The following is a 20681-nucleotide window of genomic DNA, read 5'->3' as shown; positions in this document are numbered from 1 at the left end:
TGCCCGAACGGTGAAAAGTCGCAGGTCACGGCGTCTCGATGGACATACACACCGCCACCGCCGGGTGAGCGCGCAAGATCACTGCCGGCCGTGGAGGGTGTCATCGAGAACCCCGGAAAAAAATCTTGCGGTTCCGCGTGTCGCGGCGCGCGGATCCGCAGGTCAAGGACCGTACACGTGCACGTACGGACCTCGGCCCCCTCAGCCCTCGAGGAACTCGGTCGTGGAGGAACTCAGTCCTGGAGGAACGCGAATCCTTCGACCGTGCGGGCGACAGCCTCCCGCAACGCGGAGACGGACGGTCCCGCGCGCAGCACCTCCCGGGACACGTTCGGCACCACGGCCCTCAGATTGCCCGCTGCGAGCCGTCGGACGTCGTCGGCGGTTCCGCCCTGCGCCCCCACTCCCGGCATCAGGATGGGGCCGTTCAAGGCCCGCAAGTCGGGAGCGTCGGTCAGCGTCGCGCCGACCACCACACCGACCGACCCGAGGCGGCCGGCTCCGGTATTGCACGCCGCGGCCTCGTCGACCATCGCCTGAGCGACGGTGCGACCGTCGTCGAGCCGGGCCCGCTGCACCTGCGCTCCCTCCGGATTCGAGGTCGCTGCCAGCACGAAGATCCCACGGCCCGTCTGCGCCGCCAGATCGAGTGCCGGAGCGAGCGCACCGAAACCGAGATAGGGCGAGACGGTCACCGCGTCCGAGCACAGCGGCGACTCGTCGGCGAGCCAGGTGCGGGCGTACGCGTCCATGGTGGAGCCGATATCACCGCGTTTGGCGTCGGCGACGACGAGCGTCCCGGAACCGCGCAGTACGGCGATGGTGCGTTCGAGAACTTCCAGACCCGCCGAACCGAACGCCTCGAAGAACGCGACCTGCGGCTTGACCACGGCGACGACCCCGTCGAACGCTTCCACACACAGCTCGCTGAACTTGTCGAGTCCGTCGGCGTCGACTCCGAGACCCCACGCCGTCAGCAATTGCGGATGCGGGTCGATGCCCACGCAGAGCGGCCCGCGGCTCGCGAGCGCATCCGCGAGCCGCCCTCCGAACGTGGTCACGACTGTCCGGCGACCGCGGCTTCGCGCAGTCGTGCGTGCATCCGCTGAATCGAGCTGACGCCGATGTCACCGCGGATGGCTGCCTCGATGCCCTGCACCGCCGCCGACGCACCCTGCACCGTCGTGATGCACGGAATGTTCGCCGCGACAGCCGCGCTGCGGATCTCGTACCCGTCGACGCGGGGTCCGGAATTACCCCACGGCGTGTTGATCACCATGGCGATGTCGCCGGCACGAATGCGATCGACCACGTCCGGTGCACCTTCGGGGCGTTCCTCCTCGGACACCTTGTAGACGTGTTCGCAGGGAACACCGTTGCGGCGCAGGACCTCTGCGGTCCCGACGGTGGCAGCGATGTGGAATCCGAGGTCGGCGAGGTGCTTGACCGGGAAGATCATCGACCGCTTGTCCTTGTTCGCGAGCGAGACGAACACCGTGCCCGAGGTGGGCAGCGATCCGTAGGCGGCGGTCTGGCTCTTCGCGAACGCCGTACCGAAATCGTCGTCGATGCCCATCACTTCGCCGGTGGACTTCATCTCCGGGCTGAGCAACGTGTCGATACCGGTTCCGTCGGCGCGGCGGAACCGGTTGAACGGCAGCACCGCTTCCTTCACGGCTACCGGTGCCCCGAGCGGAATCACGCTGCCGTCGCCCTCGGCCGGCAGAATCCCGGCCTCGCGCAGTTCGGCGATGGACTCACCGAGCATCACCCGAGCGCACGCCTTGGCGAGCTGGACCGCGGTGGCCTTGGACACGAACGGCACGGTGCGGCTCGCCCGAGGATTGGCCTCCAGGACATACAGGATGTCGTCCTTGAGCGCGTACTGGACGTTGAGCAGGCCCTTGACCCCGATCCCGGCCGCGAGCGCTGCCGTCGAGCGGCGCACGTTCTCGATGTCGGAGCGTCCGAGGGTGATCGGCGGCAGGGCACACGCGGAGTCACCGGAGTGGATTCCGGCTTCCTCGATGTGTTCCATGATCCCGCCGATGTAGACGTCGGTGCCGTCGCACAGGGCGTCCACGTCGATCTCGACCGCGTCGTCGAGGAAGCGGTCCACGAGGACCGGGCGGTCGTCGGAGATCTCCGTGGCGCGGGAGATGTAGTCCGCGAGCGACTTCTCGTCGTAGACGATCTCCATGCCGCGGCCGCCGAGCACGTACGACGGGCGCACGAGCACGGGGTAACCGATCTCGGCCGCGATGTCACGAGCACCGTCGAAAGTGGTGGCGGTGCCGTACTTCGCGGCGGGCAGACCGGCCTCTTCGAGCACCCGTCCGAACTCGCCGCGGTCCTCGGCGAGGTCGATCGCCTCGGGGCTCGTCCCCACGATCGGGACTCCCGCCGCCTTCAGCCGCCGCGCAAGCCCCAGCGGCGTCTGTCCGCCGAGCTGCACGATGACCCCGGCGACCGTGCCGGACTCGCACTCCGCCCGGTACACCTCGAGGACGTCCTCGAAGGTGAGCGGCTCGAAGTACAGGCGGTCGGCGGTGTCGTAGTCGGTGGAGACCGTCTCGGGGTTGCAGTTGACCATCACGGTCTCGTAGCCGGCATCCGAGAGCGTCAGTGCCGCGTGCACGCACGAGTAGTCGAACTCGATGCCCTGGCCGATGCGGTTCGGACCCGAGCCGAGGATCAGCACCTTCGGCTTGTCGGGCTGCGGCGCGACCTCGGTCTCCGCGTTCGGATCGAGTTCGTAGGTCGAGTAGTGGTACGGGGTCTTCGCCTCGAACTCCGCCGCACAGGTGTCGACCGTCTTGTACACCGGATGCACGCCGAGCTCGTTGCGCAGCGCGCGGACCGCGTCCTCGTCCGCGAACTGGCTCGGACGCAGCGCCGCGATCTGGCGGTCGGAGAAACCGTGGTGCTTGACGTAACGCAGCTCCTCGGCACCGAACGTCTCGGCGGCGCGGACCTTGTCCCCCATCCCGACGATCTGCGAAATCTCCTCGAGGAACCACGGATCGATCTTGGTGGCCTCGAAGACCTGCTCGAGGGTCGCACCCAGCTCGAACGCCTGGGCGACCTGGTAGATCCGGCCGTCGGTGGGCGTCTCGATCGCCTTCAGCAGCTCGTCGAGCGACCCCTCGACCTCCGGGCCGGTCCAGAATCCGGCACGCTTGGTCTCGAGCGAACGCAGCACCTTGCCGAAGGCCTCGGCGAAGTTGCGGCCGATCGACATCGCTTCGCCCACCGACTTCATCGTGGTGGTGAGGGTGCCGTCGGCGCCCGGGAACTTCTCGAACGCGAACCGCGGAGCCTTGACCACGACGTAGTCGAGCGTCGGCTCGAAGCACGCGGGCGTTTCCTTGGTGATGTCGTTGACGATCTCGTCGAGTGTGTAACCGATGGCGAGCTTGGCGGCCATCTTCGCGATCGGGTAGCCGGTGGCCTTCGACGCGAGCGCCGACGACCGCGACACGCGCGGATTCATCTCGATGACGACGAGGCGGCCGTCGCTCGGGTCCATGGCGAACTGGATGTTGCAGCCGCCGGTCTCGACGCCGACCTCACGCAGGATGGCGATCGAGAGGTCGCGCATCTTCTGGTATTCGCGGTCCGTGAGCGTCATCGCCGGTGCCACGGTGATCGAGTCACCGGTGTGCACACCGACCGGATCGACGTTCTCGATCGAGCACACGATCACGACGTTGTCGCGGCCGTCCCGCATCAGCTCGAGTTCGTATTCCTTCCAGCCGAGGATCGACTCCTCGATCAGCACGTTCGCGGTCGGCGACGCGGCGAGACCGCCACCGGCGATGCGCTCGAGGTCGGCTTCGTTGTACGCCATGCCGGAACCGAGGCCGCCCATCGTGAACGACGGGCGCACCACGACCGGGTATCCGAGTTCGGCGACGGTCGCGCGGACCTCGTCCATCGTGTAGCAGACCGCGGAGCGGGCGGACTCGCCACCGCACTTGGCCACGATGTCCTTGAACTTCTGCCGGTCCTCGCCGCGCTGGATCGCGTCGAAGTCCGCGCCGATCAGCTCGATGTCGTACTTGTCGAGGATGCCCTGCTCGGACAGCGCAACGGCGGTGTTGAGCGCGGTCTGGCCGCCGAGCGTCGCGAGCACCGCGTCGATCGGAGTGCCGTTCGCAGCTTCCGCGGCGATGACCTTCTCGACGTACTCGGCGGTGATCGGCTCGATGTAGGTCGCGTCGGCGAACTCCGGGTCGGTCATGATCGTCGCCGGGTTGGAGTTGACCAGCGAGACGCGCATGCCCTCCTCGCGGAGGACCCGGCACGCCTGGGTGCCGGAGTAGTCGAACTCGCAGGCCTGCCCGATGACGATCGGGCCGGAGCCGATGACCAGGATGTGAGAGAGATCGGTACGGCGTGGCATCAGTTCTTCTCTCCCTCGAGCATGCGGGTGAAACGGTCGAACAGGTAGGAGGCGTCGTGCGGCCCGGCCGCTGCCTCCGGGTGGTACTGCACGGAGAACGCGGAACCGTCGGCGAGCTTGACGCCTTCGACGGCACCGTCGTTGGCGCACGTATGGCTGATCACCGCGCGGCCGAACGGAGTATCGAACTCCTGGCCCGCTTCACCTTCGAGCGCGAAACCGTGGTTCTGCGCGGTGATGGCGATGCGGCCGGTCTCGTGTTCGACGACCGGGATGTTGATGCCGCGGTGACCGAACTTCATCTTGTAGGTGTTCAGGCCGAGCGCACGGCCGAGGATCTGGTTTCCGAAGCAGATGCCGAACAGCGGCAGGCCCTGTCCGAGCACCTCCTTGGTCAGGTGCACTGCCCCGTCCGCGGTCGCCGGGTCACCGGGGCCGTTGGACAGGAACACACCGTCGGCCTTCAGGTCCAGGATGTCGTGGAGCGTCGCGCTGGACGGCAGCACGTGCACGCGGATGCCGCGTTCGGCGAACATCCGCGGCGTGTTGGTCTTGATGCCCAGGTCGATCGCGGCAACGGTGAAGCGCGGGTCGCCGCCGGTGGGTTCGACCACGTATCCACTGCTGGTGCTCACTTCACCGGCGAGGTCGGCGCCGAGCATCGACGGCTGGCTCTTGACCCGGTCGAGGAGTGCGTCGACGTCGAGGTCGTCGCCCTTCCACACGAGAGCGTCGCCGGAGAACACGCCGGCCCGCATCGAGCCGCGGGTGCGCAGGTGCCGCACGAGTGCGCGGGTGTCGATCCCCGCGAGCCCGACGACGTTCTGCCGCGCGAGTTCGTCCTGCAGCGATCCGCTCGCCCGCCAGCTCGAGACACGTCGCGACGGGTCCCGCACCACGAACCCGGCCACCCAGATCTTCGAATCTGCGGCGTCACCGGTGGGCCCGACGGACTCGTTGTCCTCGTGGTTCCAGCCGGTGTTGCCGATCTGCGGCGCGGTGGCCACGACGATCTGCCGGTGGTAGCTGGGGTCGGTGAGTGTTTCCTGGTATCCGGTCATGCCCGTGCTGAACACGGCCTCGCCGAGGGTCTGTCCGACCGCACCGAAAGGCGTGCCACGGAAAACCCGTCCGTCTTCGAGGACCAGCACCGCGGTGCCGGCTCCGAATGTTCCGCCGCTCATGCGTTGTCTCCGTTCTTCTCGACCGCACCAGAACCGGCCGTACGGGCGGAAATCTCGCGTGTCGTATTCGTCTTCGTGATGTTCGTCGTCGCTGTGATCGTCATCGTCGTTGTGATCGTCACTTTTCGTTCTCGTCCCGAGTCTGTTCCCGAGTCCATTGTGGATAGATCGACTTGTCGTCCCCACGGAAGCCCGTGTCGACCTCGGTCCCCGACGGCAGCTGCCACCGGATCACGAGCACGCCGTCCTTCGTCATGACCTTGCCCGCCAAGCCGCGTTCGGTCCGGATCGCGCGGATCGACTCCTCGGGAATCCAGATCGGCGACGCGCCGTGCCGTTCCAGAAGCACTCCCGTCCGGTACCGGCTCAGTTCGGAACTGGCGCGGAAGCCGAGGTCGCCCACCGCCACGCGGTCCTGCCAGCTCGGCGCCAGCGTGCTGCCGACGTACAGGCCCGTGCTCGGCTCGATGAGCCGCTCCCCCAGTTCCGCGGGCACCACCGGCAGTTCCCCGATCGCGTCCTGCTGTCGTCGGGCCCGGCCGCGCCAGCCCTTCCACATCAGCAGTACGAGCACGACCCACAACGCCAGGAATCCGACGGTGAGCACTATCCGGTCCATCTCGTGTTCCTACTTTCCGTCGGTCCGGGGGTATACCGCGCCGTCGCGGGCGGTGATCCGGCCGCGCAGCACTGTCGCGGTGACCCGTCCCGGCAAGGTCATGTCCTCGTACGGGGTGTTGCCGGCGATGCTCGCCAGGTCCGGCCCGTGCACCGTCCACTCGGTGTCCGGATCGACGAGCACCACGTTGGCCGGCTCACCGACCTCCAGCGGGCGCCCCTGGTCGTCGAGCCCGACGATCTCTGCGGGGCGCTCGCTCATCACCCGCGCGACACCGCGCCAGTCGAGCAGACCGGGACGCACCATTGTCTCGATAACGATGGACAACGCCGTTTCGAGGCCGAGCATTCCGGGACGCGCTTGTGAGAACTCGCAGCACTTGTCCTGATCGGCGTGCGGAGCGTGGTCTGTGGCGACACAGTCGATGACCCCGGACGCCAGTCCCCGGCGCAAGGCCTCGACATCCGAGCGCTCACGCAGCGGCGGGTTGACACGGTTGATGCCGTCGTAGGTCTCGAGCCGCGAGTCGTCGAGCAGCAGGTGATGCGGCGTGACTTCCGCACTGATGGCGATGCCCTGCGAGCGAGCCCATTCCACGAGCGCGACCGTGCCCGAGGTGGACGCGTGACAGATGTGCACGCGTGCGCCGGCGTCGCGCGCGAGAAGCGCATCCCGGGCGACGATGGACTCCTCGGCGGCGCGCGGCCACCCGGCGAGGCCGAGGCGTGCGGCCGTGGGTCCCTCGTGTGCGACGGCTCCGACCGTCAGGCGGGGTTCCTCGGCGTGCTGGGCGATGAGCACTCCGAGCGAGGACGAGTACTCGAGCGCGCGGCGCATGAGCAGCGGATCGTCGACGCATTTTCCGTCGTCGGAGAACAACTTGACCTGCCCGATGCCGGAGGCCATGGACCCCATCTCGGCGAGTTGCCTGCCTTGGAGACCGACCGTCACGGCACCGACCGGATGCACGTCGACGAGGCCGACCTCCTGGCCACGACGCCACACGTGGTCGGTCACGACCGCCGAATCGGCAACCGGATCGGTGTTCGCCATCGCGAACACGGCGGTGTAGCCGCCGCGGGCGGCCGCGGCCGAACCCGAGTCGATCGTCTCGGTGTCCTCGCGTCCGGGTTCGCGCAGATGAGTGTGCAGATCGACGAAACCGGGCAGCAGGATGCGATCGGTGCCGTCGAGGATTTCGACGTTCGCGTCGGCGTCGAGTCCCGGTCCGACGGCGAGGATCTGCTCGTCGCCGAGCAGGACGTCGACCGGATCCCCTTCGCCGTAGAGCCGGACGTTGCGGATGAGCACCTGCGGCGTCACCGGGGTATCTCCTCTTCCGTGGGTGTGTTCCGAAGCGGCGTTCACGACAGGTTGCCTTCCGTACCGACGAGCAGCCGGAACAGCACCGCCATGCGCACGTGCACGCCGTTGCCGACCTGCTGCAGGATGGCGGATTGCGGTGCGTCGGCGACCGGGAACCCGATCTCCATGCCGCGCAGCATCGGTCCCGGGTGCAGGACCACGGCATGCTCGGGAAGCACCGCGGCGCGCTTGGCGCTGAGTCCGTAGCGGATCGAGTACTCCCGGGCCGACGGGAAGAACCCGCCGTTCATCCGCTCCGCTTGCACGCGCAGCACCAGCACCGCGTCGAGTCCGGGCAGTTCGGCGTCGAGCGACTCCGCGACACGCACCGGCCACGTCTCCACACCGACCGGCAGCAGGGTACGGGGAGCGACGAGCACGACCTCCGCGCCGAGCATGCTCAGCAGCAGGGCGTTGGAACGCGCCACGCGGCTGTGCAGCACGTCGCCGACGATCGCGACGCGGCGTCCTTCGATTCCGCCGAGCCGCTGACGCAGGGTGAGCGCGTCGAGCAGCGCCTGCGTGGGATGTTCGTGTGTCCCGTCGCCGGCGTTGATCACGGCCGGACCCGATCCGGACTCGTTGGTCCACTGCGCGATCCGGTGCGCCGCACCGGAGGCGGGATGCCGGACGATGAGCGCGTCCGCGCCGGCGGCGTGCAGCGTCAGCGCCGTGTCGCGCAGCGACTCGCCCTTCTGGACGGAGGAACTGGAGGCCGAGACGTTGATCACGTCGGCGCTCATCCACTTGCCCGCGACTTCGAACGAGACGCGGGTGCGCGTCGAATTCTCGTAGAACACCGTCATAACGGTGCGGCCACGCAGCGTGGGAAGCTTGCGGACCTCACGGCCGAGCAACGCCTGCTCGAAACGTTCTGCTTCGTCGAGAAGCCCTGTCGCGGAATCCTTGTCGAGATCTGCGATGGTGAGCAGGTGTTTCACTGGGTCTTGCCTCCCGAGATCTCCACGGCGTCGCGGCCGTCCTGTTCGGTGAGCAGCACTTGCACGTCTTCGCTGCGCGCGGTGGGAACGTTCTTCCCGACGTAGTCGGCACGCAACGGCAGTTCGCGGTGGCCGCGATCGACGAGCACGGCAAGTTGCACGGCTTCCGGACGCCCGAGGTCGCGGAGCGCATCGAGAGCGGCGCGCACGGAACGGCCCGAGAACAGGACGTCGTCGACGAGCACGACGAGGGTGTTGTCGACGCCGCCGTCGGGCACCGAGGTGCGTTCGAGCGGGCGGTGCGGCTTGGTGCGCAGGTCGTCCCGGTAGAGGGTGATGTCGAGTGAACCGACGGGCACGCGGACACCGGAGAATTCTTCGATGCGGTCGGCGAGCCGGTTCGCGAGAGTGATGCCGCGCGTCGGGATACCCAGGAGGACGACACGCCGCGCTTCGGCAGGGGTGTCGAGCGCGGTCTTCTCGATGATCTGATGCGCGATTCGCGCGATGGTGCGGTGCACATCCGCCGCGGAGAGAAGCTCACGCGCGGGTGCCTCGGCGGGAGACGCAGAATGGGTAGAAGCTGTGGACCCGTCCTCGGACACGGTCATGCAGCGACCTCCTTCTCCGCCTCACTGGACGGATCGTTAAAGGATGCCTGACAGTGTTCGAGCCTAGCAGCGTGCACCTGCCCGAAAGCGCGGTGCGCGGGTGAAGCGCAACACAGGACGTCGACATCCCCGGCGGTGGGAAACGCGGGATGAAAAGCACGTGAGCGGGCTCCGATGGGACGATGCCCACGGGAACCCGCTCAACGAAGGTGGAACCGAAGTGCCGTCAGGACTCGTCGGAGTCCTGCGAGGGCGCCTCGGCGGGCGGCCGGACCAGGGTGGCTGCGGCTGCGGCGCGCACTTGGTCCGCGACCACCACGATCTGGCCGAGTACGCCGTTGACGAATGCCGGCGAATCGTCGGTCGACAACTGCTTGGCGAGTTCGACGGCTTCGTCGACCGCGACGACCGGCGGCACGTCCGTGGCGTGGAACAACTCCCACACCGCGATGCGGAGGATCGCCCGGTCGACGGCGGGAAGCCGATCGAGTGTCCACTCGTGCAGATGGTCGGCGATGACGCGATCGGTTTCGTCGAGGTTGTCGGCGACACCGTTGATGATGGTCTGCGCATACGGCGGGACCGGTGCGACCTGGTCGTCCGCGATGGCGAGTTCGACCCGGTCGGCCGCGAGGTCGGCGGGATGAACGTCGCGTGCTTCTGCTTCGAAGAGCAGATCGACAGCGCGTTTACGGGCCTTGTGACGGGCCCCGAGCTTTTTCTGGGTACCGGACACTCAGGAGTTCACTCGCCCCAGGTAGTTGCCGTCACGGGAATCGACCTTGAGCTTGTCGCCGGTGTTGATGAACAGCGGGACCTGGATCTCGGCGCCGGTCTCGAGGGTCGCCGGCTTGGTGCCGCCGGTCGAGCGGTCGCCCTGGAGACCGGGATCGGTGTGCTTGACGACGAGCTCGATCGTCACGGGCAGCTCCACGAACAGCGGAACGTCCTCGTTCGTCGCGACCTGCACGGCCATGTTCTCGAGCAGGAACTTCGCGGCGTCGCCGAGCAGCTCGGGGCTGATCGAGATCTGGTCGAAGGTCTGCGAGTCCATGAACACGTAATCGGTGCCGTCGTTGTACAGGTACGTCATGTCACGGCGGTCGACCGTAGCGGTTTCGACCTTGACACCGGCGTTCCAGGTCTTGTCCACGGTCTTGCCCGACGTCACATTCTTGAGCTTCGTACGCACGAACGCGGGGCCCTTGCCCGGCTTCACGTGCTGGAACTCGATGATCTGCCAGAGCTGGCCGTCGATCTTCAGAACGAGTCCGTTCTTGAAATCACTGGTGTCAGCCACTTACTTCGCGTCTCCTAGAGTCGGGGAAACCGCCTCAAACGACGGTTAATGTCTTGTCGGTGAGCGTGAGCAATTCCGGAGTCTGCTCCCGCACCACGAGCGTGTCCTCGATCCGCACGCCTCCGCGCCCCGAGAAGTACACACCCGGCTCGACGGTCACCGCCGCACCGGCGACAAGTGTACCGGTCGCCGCCGCCCCGATTCCCGGCGCTTCATGGATCTCGAGTCCGACCCCGTGCCCGAGGCCGTGGAGAAACAGATCCGCATGCCCGGCAGCGGCGACGACACTGCGCGCGGCGGCGTCCACCGCGGCGCACTCCGCACCCGGCGCGAGCGCCTCCCGCCCGGCGCGCTGCGCCCTCAGTACCAGGTCGTACACGTCGCGCTGCCAGTCCTGAGCGTGCCCGAGCACGTACGTGCGGGTCATGTCGGAGTGGTATCCGCCCACCTGGGCGCCGAAGTCGAGCTTGACGAAATCTCCCGCCGCGAGGACCGCGCCGGTGGGCCGGTGGTGCGGGACGGCCGAGTTCTCGCCCGACGCGACGATCGTCTCGAACGAGATGCCGTCCGCGCCGTGCTCGAACATGCGCCACTCGAGATCTCGCGCGACCTCCTTCTCGGTACGTCCCGGACGCAGACCGCCCGCCTCGATCAGATCGGCAAGTGCGCGGTCGGCGACCGCGCACGCCTCACGGAGCAGGCCCACCTCGTATTCGTCCTTGACCATGCGCAACTCCTCGACGAGTCCCGGCGCAGGGACGAAACGGGTGGCGCTCCCGAGCCCGTCCCACCGGAAACGCTCGTCGACGGTGACGACGTGACTTTCGAACCCCCAGGTCGCGGGGGGCTCGGTCGCGGCGGCGACGAGATGCGCAGCGGAGGCCCGCGCGATGTCCGCCCGCAGGTCCGGAACCTGGGCGGCGACCTGGGTCACATACCTGCCGTCCGTGCTGATCACGGTGCGGCTTTCGTCGGAGTCGTCGTCCGTGGCGACGACGAGAGCGGCATTCGAACCGGTGAAGCCGGTCAGGTACCGGATGTTGAGAAGGTCGGTCACGAGCAGGGCGTCGAGGTCGCGCTCGGCGAGCAGGGCACGCAGTGCGCGACGACGGGAGGCGTGGTCTGCGGACATTCGCCCAACGTACCCCGCGTGCCGGTGTGGGACGAGACACACTTTCCTGCCCGAAGCCGTTACTCTCGGGTACATGAAACCGTGGTTGGTTCGCGGACTGGGGCTTTCCCTCGTCCACGTGATCGTGCGCGCACTACTCGGTGCCGCCCTCATGCAGTGGCCGTTGCAGGGATCGATTCTGCGCTGGCTGGGTCTGGCCGTCGTCATTCTGGCGGCGGTCGTGTGGGCCGGCATCGACGGAATCCGCGACCGGAAGGCGTACCCCGACCCGGACGACGGGGAGGACCTGACGATGCGGTGGCTCGCGGCCGGCGCCGTCACCGGCATCGTGGCCGGGTTCCTCACCTGGCTCGTCGATACGCTGACCGCCATCCCGATCGGCGTGAAGTCGCTTCTGTTCGAACTGACCTCCGGTGCCGCGTTCACGGTGCTCCTGGTATTCCTGCCGGCGATGGCCGCAGTGACCGCCGGCCGATTCTTCGCCGGTCGTGGCGAGAAGACCGACGAGAGCGACCGGACAGCGGCTCGGCAGCAGCGCGAGCCGGCCACGGTTGCGAGCGCGCCGGCCGCCGACCTCGCCTGGCGCAACGACGACGCACCCACCGAGGTGTTCCCCGCAGTCGACCCGCACGCGCCACACCCCGAGCGCTGACCTGCCGGTCGCCCTCCCCGGGGCCATCGGCACGATCGCCGCTCACGCCGCTGTAGCGTCGACCCCATGAGCAAGATGGACGAAGTGGGCGAACGCGACGCGTGGCGATGCTGGCTGTGTGACGAGCCGGTGGATGCCACCATGTCGGTCAACGATCCGCGCGGTCCGAGCGTCGACAGCATCACGACGGCGAAGAAGGGTGCGAAGGGCGGCCAGGAACGACTCGCGCACCGGGCGTGCAACACCAAGAAGGGCGCGGTCAAACCCGTCGTGCCGTGGCCCGATCACCTGTTCGTCGTCGATCCCGCCCCGATCATCGGTGTGGTCGAGCAACTCACGCGCAAGGGTGGCCGCGTCGCCGTCGCCCGCTGCCCCAGCAAGGCCGACGCGATCGAGGCCGGTGACTGGCTCGTAGACCGGCTGTCGCGACTCGCCCCGGGACTGTCGGTCACCACGCGAATCGACGCCGGTGGCGGCGGATTCCTCCTGGTACTCACCACCTGACCGGCACTGCTGCATATTCCTCAAAAGACCGTATCGCTCCCTATTGACATCACAATAGGGAGCGATACGGTCTTTTCGTGGAAGAAACGTTGCTCTCCGTCGAGCAGGTCGCCGAACGCCTCGGCCTGCACGTACGCACCGTCCGGAACTACGTCCGCGACGGCAAGCTTCCCGCGGTGCGCATCGGCAAGCAGTACCGCATCGCACGCACCGACCTCGACGCCTTCACCGGCAGGGCGGTACCGGCGCCGCCGCGCGAAACGGTGCGAAGACAACGCCACACCGACGTCTCGAGCATCGTCGACATCGATGCCGTGAGCCCGGAGACTGCACACCGCCTCACCACGGTGCTGACCGCCGCCGCGGGCACTCGCGACGCCGGACCACCACTGCGGATCGACACCGTCTACGACGAGGAACGCGGGCGCATGAAAGTCGTCGTCCTCGGAGGGCTCGCCGACACCGCCCGGCTGCTCGACTACATCGAAGGGATCCTCGCGTCGTGAACTCCATCTACAAGTCCGCCACCGCCGCCGAGCAGGTGCTGCAGCGCTATCGCGAGCACCTCGCGACGTGGCCGGTGCCCTCCGAGCACGTTCGGATCCCGACCGACGCAGGCGAGACCTTCGTGGTGGCGTCCGGCCCGAAGGATGCGCCTCCCCTCGTATTGCTGCACGGCGCCGGCGCGAACACGTCGACGTGGCTCGGTGACATCGCCTCGTGGGCCGGGAGCTTCCGCACCTACGCCGTGGACCTGGTCGGTGAACCCGGACTCAGCGCGCCGGCGCGCCCTCGGCTCGACACCGACGAGCCCGCCCGGTGGCTCGACCAGGTGCTCGACGGACTGGGTATCACCACGTGCGCGATGGTCGGCATGTCGCTCGGCGGATGGAGCGCGCTGGACTACGTGATCCGGCGACCCGGCCGCGTGACACGCCTGGTTCTCCTCTGCCCCGGCGGCATCGGCCGCGCCACGCCCCTGCGCATGCTGCCCGCGATGGCGACGCTGCCGCTCGGACGGTGGGGCCGGCGGCGCGCCGTCGCACGGGTCACGGGCCTGACCGGCCCCGAAGTCGCCCCTGTGCTCGACGACGTGGCACAGATGTTCGGCGCGTTCCGGCCCCGGACGGAGAAACTCCCGGTATTTCCGGACGACGCGCTCGGTACCGTGACCGCGCCCGTCCTGGTGGTGGTGGGCACACGGGACGTCATGTTCGATTCCGGCGAGACCGCAGAGCGCGCACGGCGCTCCTTCCCCGATGCGGACGTGCAGGTTCTGCCCGATACCGGTCACGCCATCCTCGGGCAGACCGACCGGATCCTCACTTTTCTGAGCCCCTCGCGCACCGATACGCGGTGAGTTCGGGGCGCGTCGCCGGTCGGAACACAGGTGACCTTCGCACAGAGGAGATACCGATGACCGACATGATCGATTTGTCCGTAGCGACACGCCGCATGGACCGGGTTCTCGACGGGATCGGCGACGAGCATCTGCTCGCGGCCACACCGTGCACCGAGGCGACGGTCGGGATGCTCGTCGACCACGTGCTCGGGCTGACGCTCGCCTTCACCGCGGCGGCGAGCAAGGACTTCGAGGGCCTCACCGACGCGCCGCCGACACTCCCGACGGGTGAGCTGCCGGGCGGCTGGAACGATGTTGCTACCGCGAGACTGAGCGCCCTCGCCGACGCGTGGCGTGATCCCGATGCGTGGGCGGGCACCACCCGCGCGGGCGGCATCGATCTCCCGGGCGAGATCGCCGGGCTCGTCGCACTCGACGAACTCGTCGTGCACGGCTGGGACCTCGCCGTCGCGACCGGGCAGCCCTATGCGTGCGAGCCCGACGAGATCGCCGCGTGCCTCGCGTTCGCCGGAACCGTGTCCGACGAACAACGCACGGAGGGTGCGCTGTTCGGCCCCGCCGTCTCGGTACCGGGCGACGCGCCCGCCCTACACAGGTTGCTCGGACTCACCGGCCGCGATCCGTCCTGGGCTCCGCCGGGCTGAAGGGGGTCAGCCGAGCGAAACCGGCGAGGCGTACTCGTCGACCGGCAGGCTCCCGACCACGACGGCGGTCACCTTCGAACTCTTCAAGGTGAGGCTGCCGCCGTGGTTGTCGAGGAACGCGGTGTCGGCGGCGTCCCGGCCGGTGGCGATCCGCACGAGGGACGAGCGCGGGGCCAGCCGCGTCGGATCCACGACGCACCAGGCGCCGTCGACGTACGCCTCGGTGACGGCATGGAAGTCCATCGGGCTGCAGCCGGGAGCGAAGACGGAGACCAGCCGCGCGGGAATGTTCACCGCCCGCAACAGCGCGATCGTCAGGTGCGCATAGTCGCGGCAGACCCCGGCACCGGCGAGCAGGGTGTCGGCGGCGCTGTCGGTACCGCGGCTGGCTCCCGGCGTGTAGATCAGGTGCTGCTCCACGAACTCCACGATCCGCGCGAGCGTCTCGGCATCCGGTTCGGGAGACCCGAACCGCGACGCGGCGAACCCGAAGAACTTGTCTGCCTCCGCGTACCGGCTGGGGCGCAGATACATCGACAGGTCGGCCTCGGTTACCGGTGTCGAGGGGAACGAACCGTTCACGGTGGCCGAGTAGTCGACGGTCACCTTGCCGGGTGCGCAGTCGAGCATGTGGATTCTGGTTCCGTGCTCGACCACGACCTCCCGGGCGGTGATCTCGTCGTCGTTGTGGACGACCCGCATCGACTCTCGAACCTCGGCGTCGTCCGGGTTCGCCACAGCGATCTTCATTTCGATCCGGGTCGGCTCGGTGACTTCGAACTCGAGCGCGGCGGCGACTTCACGTTTCATACGACGATCGTGCCACCCGTCGCTCTCGGGCACCGAACCGCTAGAGCAGAACGGTCCCCGCGTCGGCCGAACCTTGGCGTGCCACCTCGGAATACGCGGCTACCAGCAAGGCCGGATCCGGTCCCTCGAGCCGTCCGGGCTTCGCGAGACCGTCGAGCACGACGAAACGCAGCAACCCCGCGCGGTTCTTCTTGTCGCTCTGCATTCCCTTGAGGAGATCGCCGAACGCGTCGGGATCGTAGGTGGTGGGCAGCCCGACGGATTCGAGGATCGTCCGATGACGCTCCGCGGTGGCATCGTCGAGCCGGCCTGCGAGCCGCCCGAGTTCCGCGGCGAACACCAGACCCACCGACACGGCGGCGCCGTGACGCCAGCGGTAACGCTCGCGCCGCTCGATCGCGTGCCCGAGAGTGTGTCCGTAGTTGAGGATTTCGCGAAGATCGGCTTCCTCGAGGTCGGCCGCGACAACCTTCGCCTTGACCTCGACGGAACGACGGATCAATTCGGGAAGCACCGTACCGAGCGGATCGACCGCGGCTGCCGGATCCTCTTCGATGAGGTCGAGAATCACCGGGTCTGCGATGAATCCGGTCTTGATGACCTCCGCGAGTCCGGCGATGATCTCGTTGCGGGGCACCGTTTCGAGTGTCGCGAGGTCGACGAACACCGCCGACGGTTCGTGGAACGCCCCGACGAGGTTCTTGCCCGCCTCGGTGTTGATCCCGGTTTTCCCGCCGACGGCGGCGTCGACCATCGCCAGCAGCGTCGTCGGTACGTGGTAGACCCGCACCCCGCGCATCCAGGTCGCGGCCACGAACCCCGCGAGGTCGGTGGCTGCTCCGCCGCCGAGGCTCACGATCGCGTCGGACCGAGTGAGGCCGATCCTGCCGAGAACCTCCCAGCAGAAGCCTGCGACCGCGAGTTCCTTGCCGTCCTCGGCGTCCGGGATCTCGATGCGGTGGGCGTCGATTCCCGTCTCGGCGAGCGCCTCCCGCACCGCCTCGGCGGTCTCGGTGAGCGTGGGCTGATGGAAGATGGCGACGGTCCGGGTGCCGGACAGCGCGCCGACGAGGTCGCCGAGCAACCCACGTCCGATGACGACGGGATAGGGATGAGCTGTGTTGACGTCGATGCGTACCGGTTCGGTCACGGTGTGGTGCTCCGATTCTCTGGAGTGGTCTGGACGGCAGCGGCATCTTCCGCCGCACCGAGTTTGGCGAGGACCTGCTGGACGACGCGGCCGGGGCTGCGACCGTCGGTCCGCACCCGAATGGTCGCCGACTGCCGGTACAACGGGCGTCGGCGGCGCATCAGATCGCGATATTTCTGGGCGGGGTCTCCCCCGTTGAGCAGGGGCCGCGAGGTGTTGTTGCCGGTGCGCCGTAACCCCTCGGCCACGCTGAGTTCGAGATACACGACGGTATGCCCGGCCAGACGTTGCCGCGTTCGGTCGGACAGGATGGCGCCACCGCCGAGCGAGACGATGCCGTCGTGCTGAGCGAGTGCCTCGGCGACGACCTTCTCCTCGATCTGCCGGAACACCGGTTCGCCGTCCTGCTCGAAGATCTCGGGGATCGTGCGGCCCGTGGTGCGTTCGATTTCCGCATCGGTGTCGAGCAACGACAGGTCGAGCGCCTGGGCGACTCGTCGGCCGATGGTCGACTTGCCGGCCCCGGGCGGACCGATGAGCACTGCACGCGGCGCCATGCCTCTACCGCGGCGGGCGCGCCGCAACACCTTTCAGGTAGTGCTCGATGTTGCTCACCGTTTCCGGGAGCGAGTCTCCGCCGAACTTCTCCAGGGCGGCTTGCGCGACGACGAGCGCGACCATCGCTTCGGCGACGACGCCCGCGGCCGGGACCGCGCACACGTCGGAACGCTGGTGGATGGCGACCGCTTCGTCACCGGTGGTCATGTCCACGGTCGACAGTGCCCGCGGGACCGTCGAGATGGGCTTCATCGCGGCGCGTACCCGCAAGGTCTCGCCGTTGGTCATGCCACCCTCGATACCGCCTGCGCGGTTGGTGGAACGGAGCACACCGTCGGGCCCGGGGCGCATCTCGTCGTGAGCGGCGCTGCCGCGTCGCCTCGCAGTCTCGAAGCCGTCGCCGACCTCGACACCCTTGATCGCCTGAATTCCCATGAGTGCCGCGGCAAGTCGCGAGTCGAGGCGATCGGCTCCGCTGACGAACGATCCGAGTCCGACGGGCAGACCGTGGACGACGACCTCGACGATGCCGCCGAGCGTGTCGCCGTCGCGCTTGGCTGCTTCGATCTCGGCGATCATCGATTCCTCGGCGGCCTTACCGAACGCGCGCACCGGGCTCGCGTCGATTGCCGCGAGATCGGCGGCTCCGGGCTCGGGGCCGACGTACGGCTCGGAGGCGCCGATGGAGATCACGTGAGAGACGACCTCGGCACCGAATGCCTGCCGGAGGAAGTTGCGGGCCACGGTTCCGGCGGCGACTCGCGCCGCCGTCTCGCGCGCGCTGGCACGTTCGAGCACCGGCCTCGCGTCGTCGAATCCGTACTTGAGCATGCCCGAGTAGTCGGCATGACCGGGTCGGGGGCGCGTGAGCGGCGCGTTACGCGCCTGCCCTTCGAGCAGCTCCGGGGCCACGGGGTCGGCGGACATGATGGTTTCCCACTTGGGCCACTCGGTGTTGCCGATCTCGATGGCGATCGGGCCACCGAGGGTGCGCCCGTGCCGGACACCACCGATGATGGTGACCTTGTCGGCCTCGAACTTCATGCGAGCGCCACGGCCGTAACCGAGCCGCCTGCGCGCGAGCTGGTCTGCGATGTCGTCCGATGTCACCTCGACAGAGGCGATCATCCCCTCGAGCATCGCGACGAGGGCGGGACCATGGGATTCTCCGGCAGTTATCCAACGCAGCACCCCGTCATCCTTCCACGCGCGCCGCCCGCGCGGTGACGCCACCCCTGGTCATTGCTCCACGCAGAATCCGAGCAGCGCAGCGGCGCACATCGACGGCCCGTGCGGCACCCCGGGCAGTGCACGCTCCGCACGCGGAGCCCGGCGACGCACGACTCCGAGGACCGCCACGACCAGCACGGTCAGCACCGACGGGAGCAGTGCCGCGACGAGCCACGCCCGGGTGCCGGCGACGGCGGTGGCGGCCCCCAGCGCAACTGCGAGTTTGACGTCGCCGGCTCCCAACGACCGCGGGGATGCCAGGTGCACGACGAGCATCGGAGTCGTCATCAGTGCGGCGCCCGCCAGCGCCGCGGCGCCGTGGCCGGTGAACCAGGCGACGGAAACTACCCCTGCGCCACCGCCGAGGGTGAGGATGTTCGGCAACCGCCGGACCAGGATGTCGACCGTGGCCAGGCCGACACTCCACCACCCGAGAAGTGCGAAGGCGAGCGCGGCGGGGGCTGTGCCGCCGAGGGTCGCCACGGCCCCGATCACCGCGCACGCGATCTCACAGATCCCGGCTGCGGGCACCCTGCCCGCCAGTCGTGCTGCCAGCGCGTACACCGCCGAACCCACCGCGGCACCCGCGACCACACCCCCGATGATCGTCACGGATGCCAGCGTGCCGCGGCGGACGGCACACCCGGCTCCGGCCGACATCGTCGTCGGCACTCCGGGGAGAAACACGCGCCCTGTGGACAAACTCGAACCGCAACCGGCCAGGCCACGCAGTCCGGCCGGCAGGCCGAGCTCGGACGGGTTCAGTCCGCGCGGTCGGCGCGCGCCAGCATGTCGTCGAGTTCCTCGACGTCGAGGGTGTCGGCGGTGACTTCCTTGCGCCCGTTGTAGACGTCGCGGTCGATCTCGTCGTCGGCGTTGGCGACCAGCATCGCGACGAAGGTGTCGCCGTTGACGTTGAGGAACGTCCGGAAGATGCCGGTGAACCAGTCGACAGCGATCAGCAGGCCCACCGCCTCGAAGGGCAGACCGAGCGAGGTTGCCAGGAACATCGCCACCACCGGGAAACCTCCGGGCACGGTGATGGTGCCCATATTGAGCAGGATCGCCAGTCCCATGCCGAGAACGATCTGTCCGACGCTCAGGTCGACATCTCCGGCCTGGGCAAAGAACATCACGACGATCATGTAGTTGAGGACGGCGCCGTAGGAGCCCATCGTCAGTCCGACCGACAGCGTGAAGTTCGCGATCTTCTGGCTGACGCCGACCTTCTCCACCGTGTTCTTGAGAACCGTCGGAAAGGTCACCGCCGAACTGGTCGTGGTGATAGCGATCGCCGTCTGCTCGGCGAGCTTGGACGGCAGCTTCCACGGGTTCAACCCGGTCCGCACGCTCACCACCACGGTGAAGAACGCAAACAGGATGAGCACGCCGAGAAGCGTGGTTCCCAGGTACTTCAGGCCGGTGGTCACGACCGAAAACCCCACATCCCCCGCGAGGGAGGCCAGCAGGCAGAAGACACCGACGGGGGCGACGTACATGACCAGCCGGATCATCGTCAGCACGATCTGCTGCACCTGATCGACAAACGTGAGGACGCGATCGTCACCCGACTTCGTGATGTGCTGGCGCAGCGCGAGACCGAATAGCAACGAGAACACGATGATGGGAACCATGGTCGCCGTCGACATCGCGTCGAAGATGTTCTTCGACACGAAGTTCACGACGGTGTCCTGCCAACCGAGGGCATCGCCGGCAGACGCCTCGAGCGCCGAATCCAGCTCGCCACCGAAGACCATGCCGTCACCCGGGCGGATGACCGAACTCAGAACCCAGGCCAGCACCGCGGCCACCAGGGAGAACCCGATCATCCATGTGAAGGTCCGGAAGGCGATCTTGCCCGTCCCGGCGCCGCTCATCGATCCGGTTGCCACGATGACCGACGCCATCACCAGCGGAACGATGGACATCTGGATCAACCGGATGAACATGTCGCCGACGAACTGCAGATTCGCAGCCCATTCTCCGACGATCAACCCGAATGCCAGTCCCGCGACGGCAGCGAGTCCGATGTGGACTCCCGAATTCTTCACCAAGTTCATCGAATCTCCCGACTCCGTGCCTCGGCCACGTTCGAACAGAACGAACGTGGCCGCGCAAACGTAAGCGGCGCTCACGTCGTCGGAGTTGCCTGCGCATTACGGCGTCGTTGCGGCGATCGGGGTCCGATGTCGCCGGAGCCGACCGGCACTTCG

21 protein-coding genes are annotated in these 20681 nt (G+C 68.0%); 5 read left to right on the top strand and 16 right to left on the bottom strand.

All coding sequences use genetic code 11. The features are described from left to right. Nucleotides 1–233: 233 nt before the first annotated feature. The 10 genes from pyrF to HF877_RS14125 all read right to left on the bottom strand — a co-directional run bounded on the left by pyrF (nucleotide 234) and on the right by HF877_RS14125 (nucleotide 11557). Nucleotides 234–1061 carry an orotidine-5'-phosphate decarboxylase gene (gene pyrF / locus HF877_RS14170; protein ID WP_169621817.1) on the bottom strand — a complete coding sequence of 276 codons (828 nt, stop codon included), beginning with the start codon at nucleotides 1059–1061 and terminating at the stop codon, nucleotides 234–236. Continuing rightward, on the bottom strand, nucleotides 1058–4405 hold the full coding sequence (carB, locus tag HF877_RS14165) for a carbamoyl-phosphate synthase large subunit (protein ID WP_169621816.1): 3348 nt from the start codon (nucleotides 4403–4405) through the stop codon (nucleotides 1058–1060). Before carB ends, pyrF begins: the two co-directional genes overlap by 4 nt. After that, nucleotides 4405–5589, bottom strand: coding sequence for a glutamine-hydrolyzing carbamoyl-phosphate synthase small subunit (carA, locus tag HF877_RS14160; protein WP_169621814.1), 1185 nt, complete (start codon nucleotides 5587–5589; stop codon nucleotides 4405–4407). The genes carB and carA overlap by 1 nt, the downstream gene beginning before the upstream one ends. A gap of 118 nt (nucleotides 5590–5707) precedes the next feature. Next, on the bottom strand, nucleotides 5708–6208 hold the full coding sequence (locus tag HF877_RS14155; protein WP_169621813.1) for a transporter: 501 nt from the start codon (nucleotides 6206–6208) through the stop codon (nucleotides 5708–5710). 9 nt (nucleotides 6209–6217) lie between these two features. Continuing rightward, nucleotides 6218–7531, bottom strand: coding sequence for a dihydroorotase (locus HF877_RS14150; RefSeq protein WP_169621812.1), 1314 nt, complete (start codon nucleotides 7529–7531; stop codon nucleotides 6218–6220). 41 nt (nucleotides 7532–7572) lie between these two features. Continuing rightward, nucleotides 7573–8514, bottom strand: a complete 942-nt coding sequence (locus tag HF877_RS14145; protein WP_169621811.1) for an aspartate carbamoyltransferase catalytic subunit — start codon at nucleotides 8512–8514, stop codon at nucleotides 7573–7575. Further along, entirely contained in the window at nucleotides 8511–9125 is a 615-nt protein-coding gene (gene pyrR / locus HF877_RS14140; protein WP_169621810.1) for a bifunctional pyr operon transcriptional regulator/uracil phosphoribosyltransferase PyrR, read from the bottom strand. The genes HF877_RS14145 and pyrR overlap by 4 nt, the downstream gene beginning before the upstream one ends. A gap of 226 nt (nucleotides 9126–9351) precedes the next feature. Further along, nucleotides 9352–9861 carry a transcription antitermination factor NusB gene (nusB, locus tag HF877_RS14135; RefSeq protein ID WP_169621809.1) on the bottom strand — a complete coding sequence of 170 codons (510 nt, stop codon included), beginning with the start codon at nucleotides 9859–9861 and terminating at the stop codon, nucleotides 9352–9354. After that, nucleotides 9862–10425: an elongation factor P gene (gene efp / locus HF877_RS14130; RefSeq protein WP_169621808.1), complete on the bottom strand. Its 564-nt coding sequence runs from the start codon at nucleotides 10423–10425 to the stop codon at nucleotides 9862–9864. 34 nt (nucleotides 10426–10459) lie between these two features. Beyond that, entirely contained in the window at nucleotides 10460–11557 is a 1098-nt protein-coding gene (locus HF877_RS14125; protein ID WP_169621807.1) for an aminopeptidase P family protein, read from the bottom strand. A 73-nt stretch (nucleotides 11558–11630) separates the two neighbouring features. Here HF877_RS14125 and HF877_RS14120 point away from each other — a divergent pair, with 73 nt between their 5' ends. From HF877_RS14120 to HF877_RS14100, 5 genes are all read left to right on the top strand, one after another. After that, on the top strand, nucleotides 11631–12209 hold the full coding sequence (locus tag HF877_RS14120; protein ID WP_169621806.1) for a B-4DMT family transporter: 579 nt from the start codon (nucleotides 11631–11633) through the stop codon (nucleotides 12207–12209). A gap of 66 nt (nucleotides 12210–12275) precedes the next feature. Next, nucleotides 12276–12713, top strand: coding sequence for a hypothetical protein (locus HF877_RS14115; RefSeq protein ID WP_169621805.1), 438 nt, complete (start codon nucleotides 12276–12278; stop codon nucleotides 12711–12713). A 77-nt stretch (nucleotides 12714–12790) separates the two neighbouring features. After that, complete coding sequence (locus HF877_RS14110) at nucleotides 12791–13219, top strand: helix-turn-helix domain-containing protein (protein WP_169621804.1); 429 nt, start codon at nucleotides 12791–12793, stop codon at nucleotides 13217–13219. Next, complete coding sequence (locus tag HF877_RS14105; RefSeq protein WP_169621803.1) at nucleotides 13216–14073, top strand: alpha/beta hydrolase; 858 nt, start codon at nucleotides 13216–13218, stop codon at nucleotides 14071–14073. The genes HF877_RS14110 and HF877_RS14105 overlap by 4 nt, the downstream gene beginning before the upstream one ends. Nucleotides 14074–14129: 56 nt before the next feature. Continuing rightward, nucleotides 14130–14720, top strand: coding sequence for a TIGR03086 family metal-binding protein (locus tag HF877_RS14100; RefSeq protein ID WP_169621802.1), 591 nt, complete (start codon nucleotides 14130–14132; stop codon nucleotides 14718–14720). Nucleotides 14721–14726: 6 nt separating this feature from the next. On the opposite strand, the gene HF877_RS14095 is transcribed toward HF877_RS14100, so the two are convergent. The 6 genes from HF877_RS14095 to HF877_RS14070 form a co-directional block, all read right to left on the bottom strand. After that, complete coding sequence (locus tag HF877_RS14095; RefSeq protein WP_169621801.1) at nucleotides 14727–15530, bottom strand: transglutaminase family protein; 804 nt, start codon at nucleotides 15528–15530, stop codon at nucleotides 14727–14729. Nucleotides 15531–15570: 40 nt separating this feature from the next. Beyond that, the gene (gene aroB, locus HF877_RS14090; protein ID WP_169621800.1) at nucleotides 15571–16680 is read right to left on the bottom strand and encodes a 3-dehydroquinate synthase; all 1110 of its coding nucleotides are present in this window, start codon (nucleotides 16678–16680) and stop codon (nucleotides 15571–15573) included. Beyond that, nucleotides 16677–17237, bottom strand: coding sequence for a shikimate kinase (locus HF877_RS14085; RefSeq protein ID WP_169621798.1), 561 nt, complete (start codon nucleotides 17235–17237; stop codon nucleotides 16677–16679). The genes aroB and HF877_RS14085 overlap by 4 nt, the downstream gene beginning before the upstream one ends. Before the next feature lie 4 nt (nucleotides 17238–17241). Then, nucleotides 17242–18429 carry a chorismate synthase gene (gene aroC / locus HF877_RS14080; RefSeq protein ID WP_169621796.1) on the bottom strand — a complete coding sequence of 396 codons (1188 nt, stop codon included), beginning with the start codon at nucleotides 18427–18429 and terminating at the stop codon, nucleotides 17242–17244. Between the two features lie 48 nt (nucleotides 18430–18477). Then, nucleotides 18478–19080: a prepilin peptidase gene (locus HF877_RS14075; RefSeq protein WP_346765163.1), complete on the bottom strand. Its 603-nt coding sequence runs from the start codon at nucleotides 19078–19080 to the stop codon at nucleotides 18478–18480. 149 nt (nucleotides 19081–19229) lie between these two features. After that, complete coding sequence (locus tag HF877_RS14070) at nucleotides 19230–20528, bottom strand: dicarboxylate/amino acid:cation symporter (protein ID WP_169621794.1); 1299 nt, start codon at nucleotides 20526–20528, stop codon at nucleotides 19230–19232. Nucleotides 20529–20681 lie beyond the last annotated feature (153 nt).

It is taken from the genome of Rhodococcus sp. BL-253-APC-6A1W (assembly GCF_012843405.1).
In the GTDB taxonomy this organism is placed as follows: domain Bacteria; phylum Actinomycetota; class Actinomycetes; order Mycobacteriales; family Mycobacteriaceae; genus Rhodococcus.
This window is presented reverse-complemented; position numbering and strand designations above follow the sequence as displayed.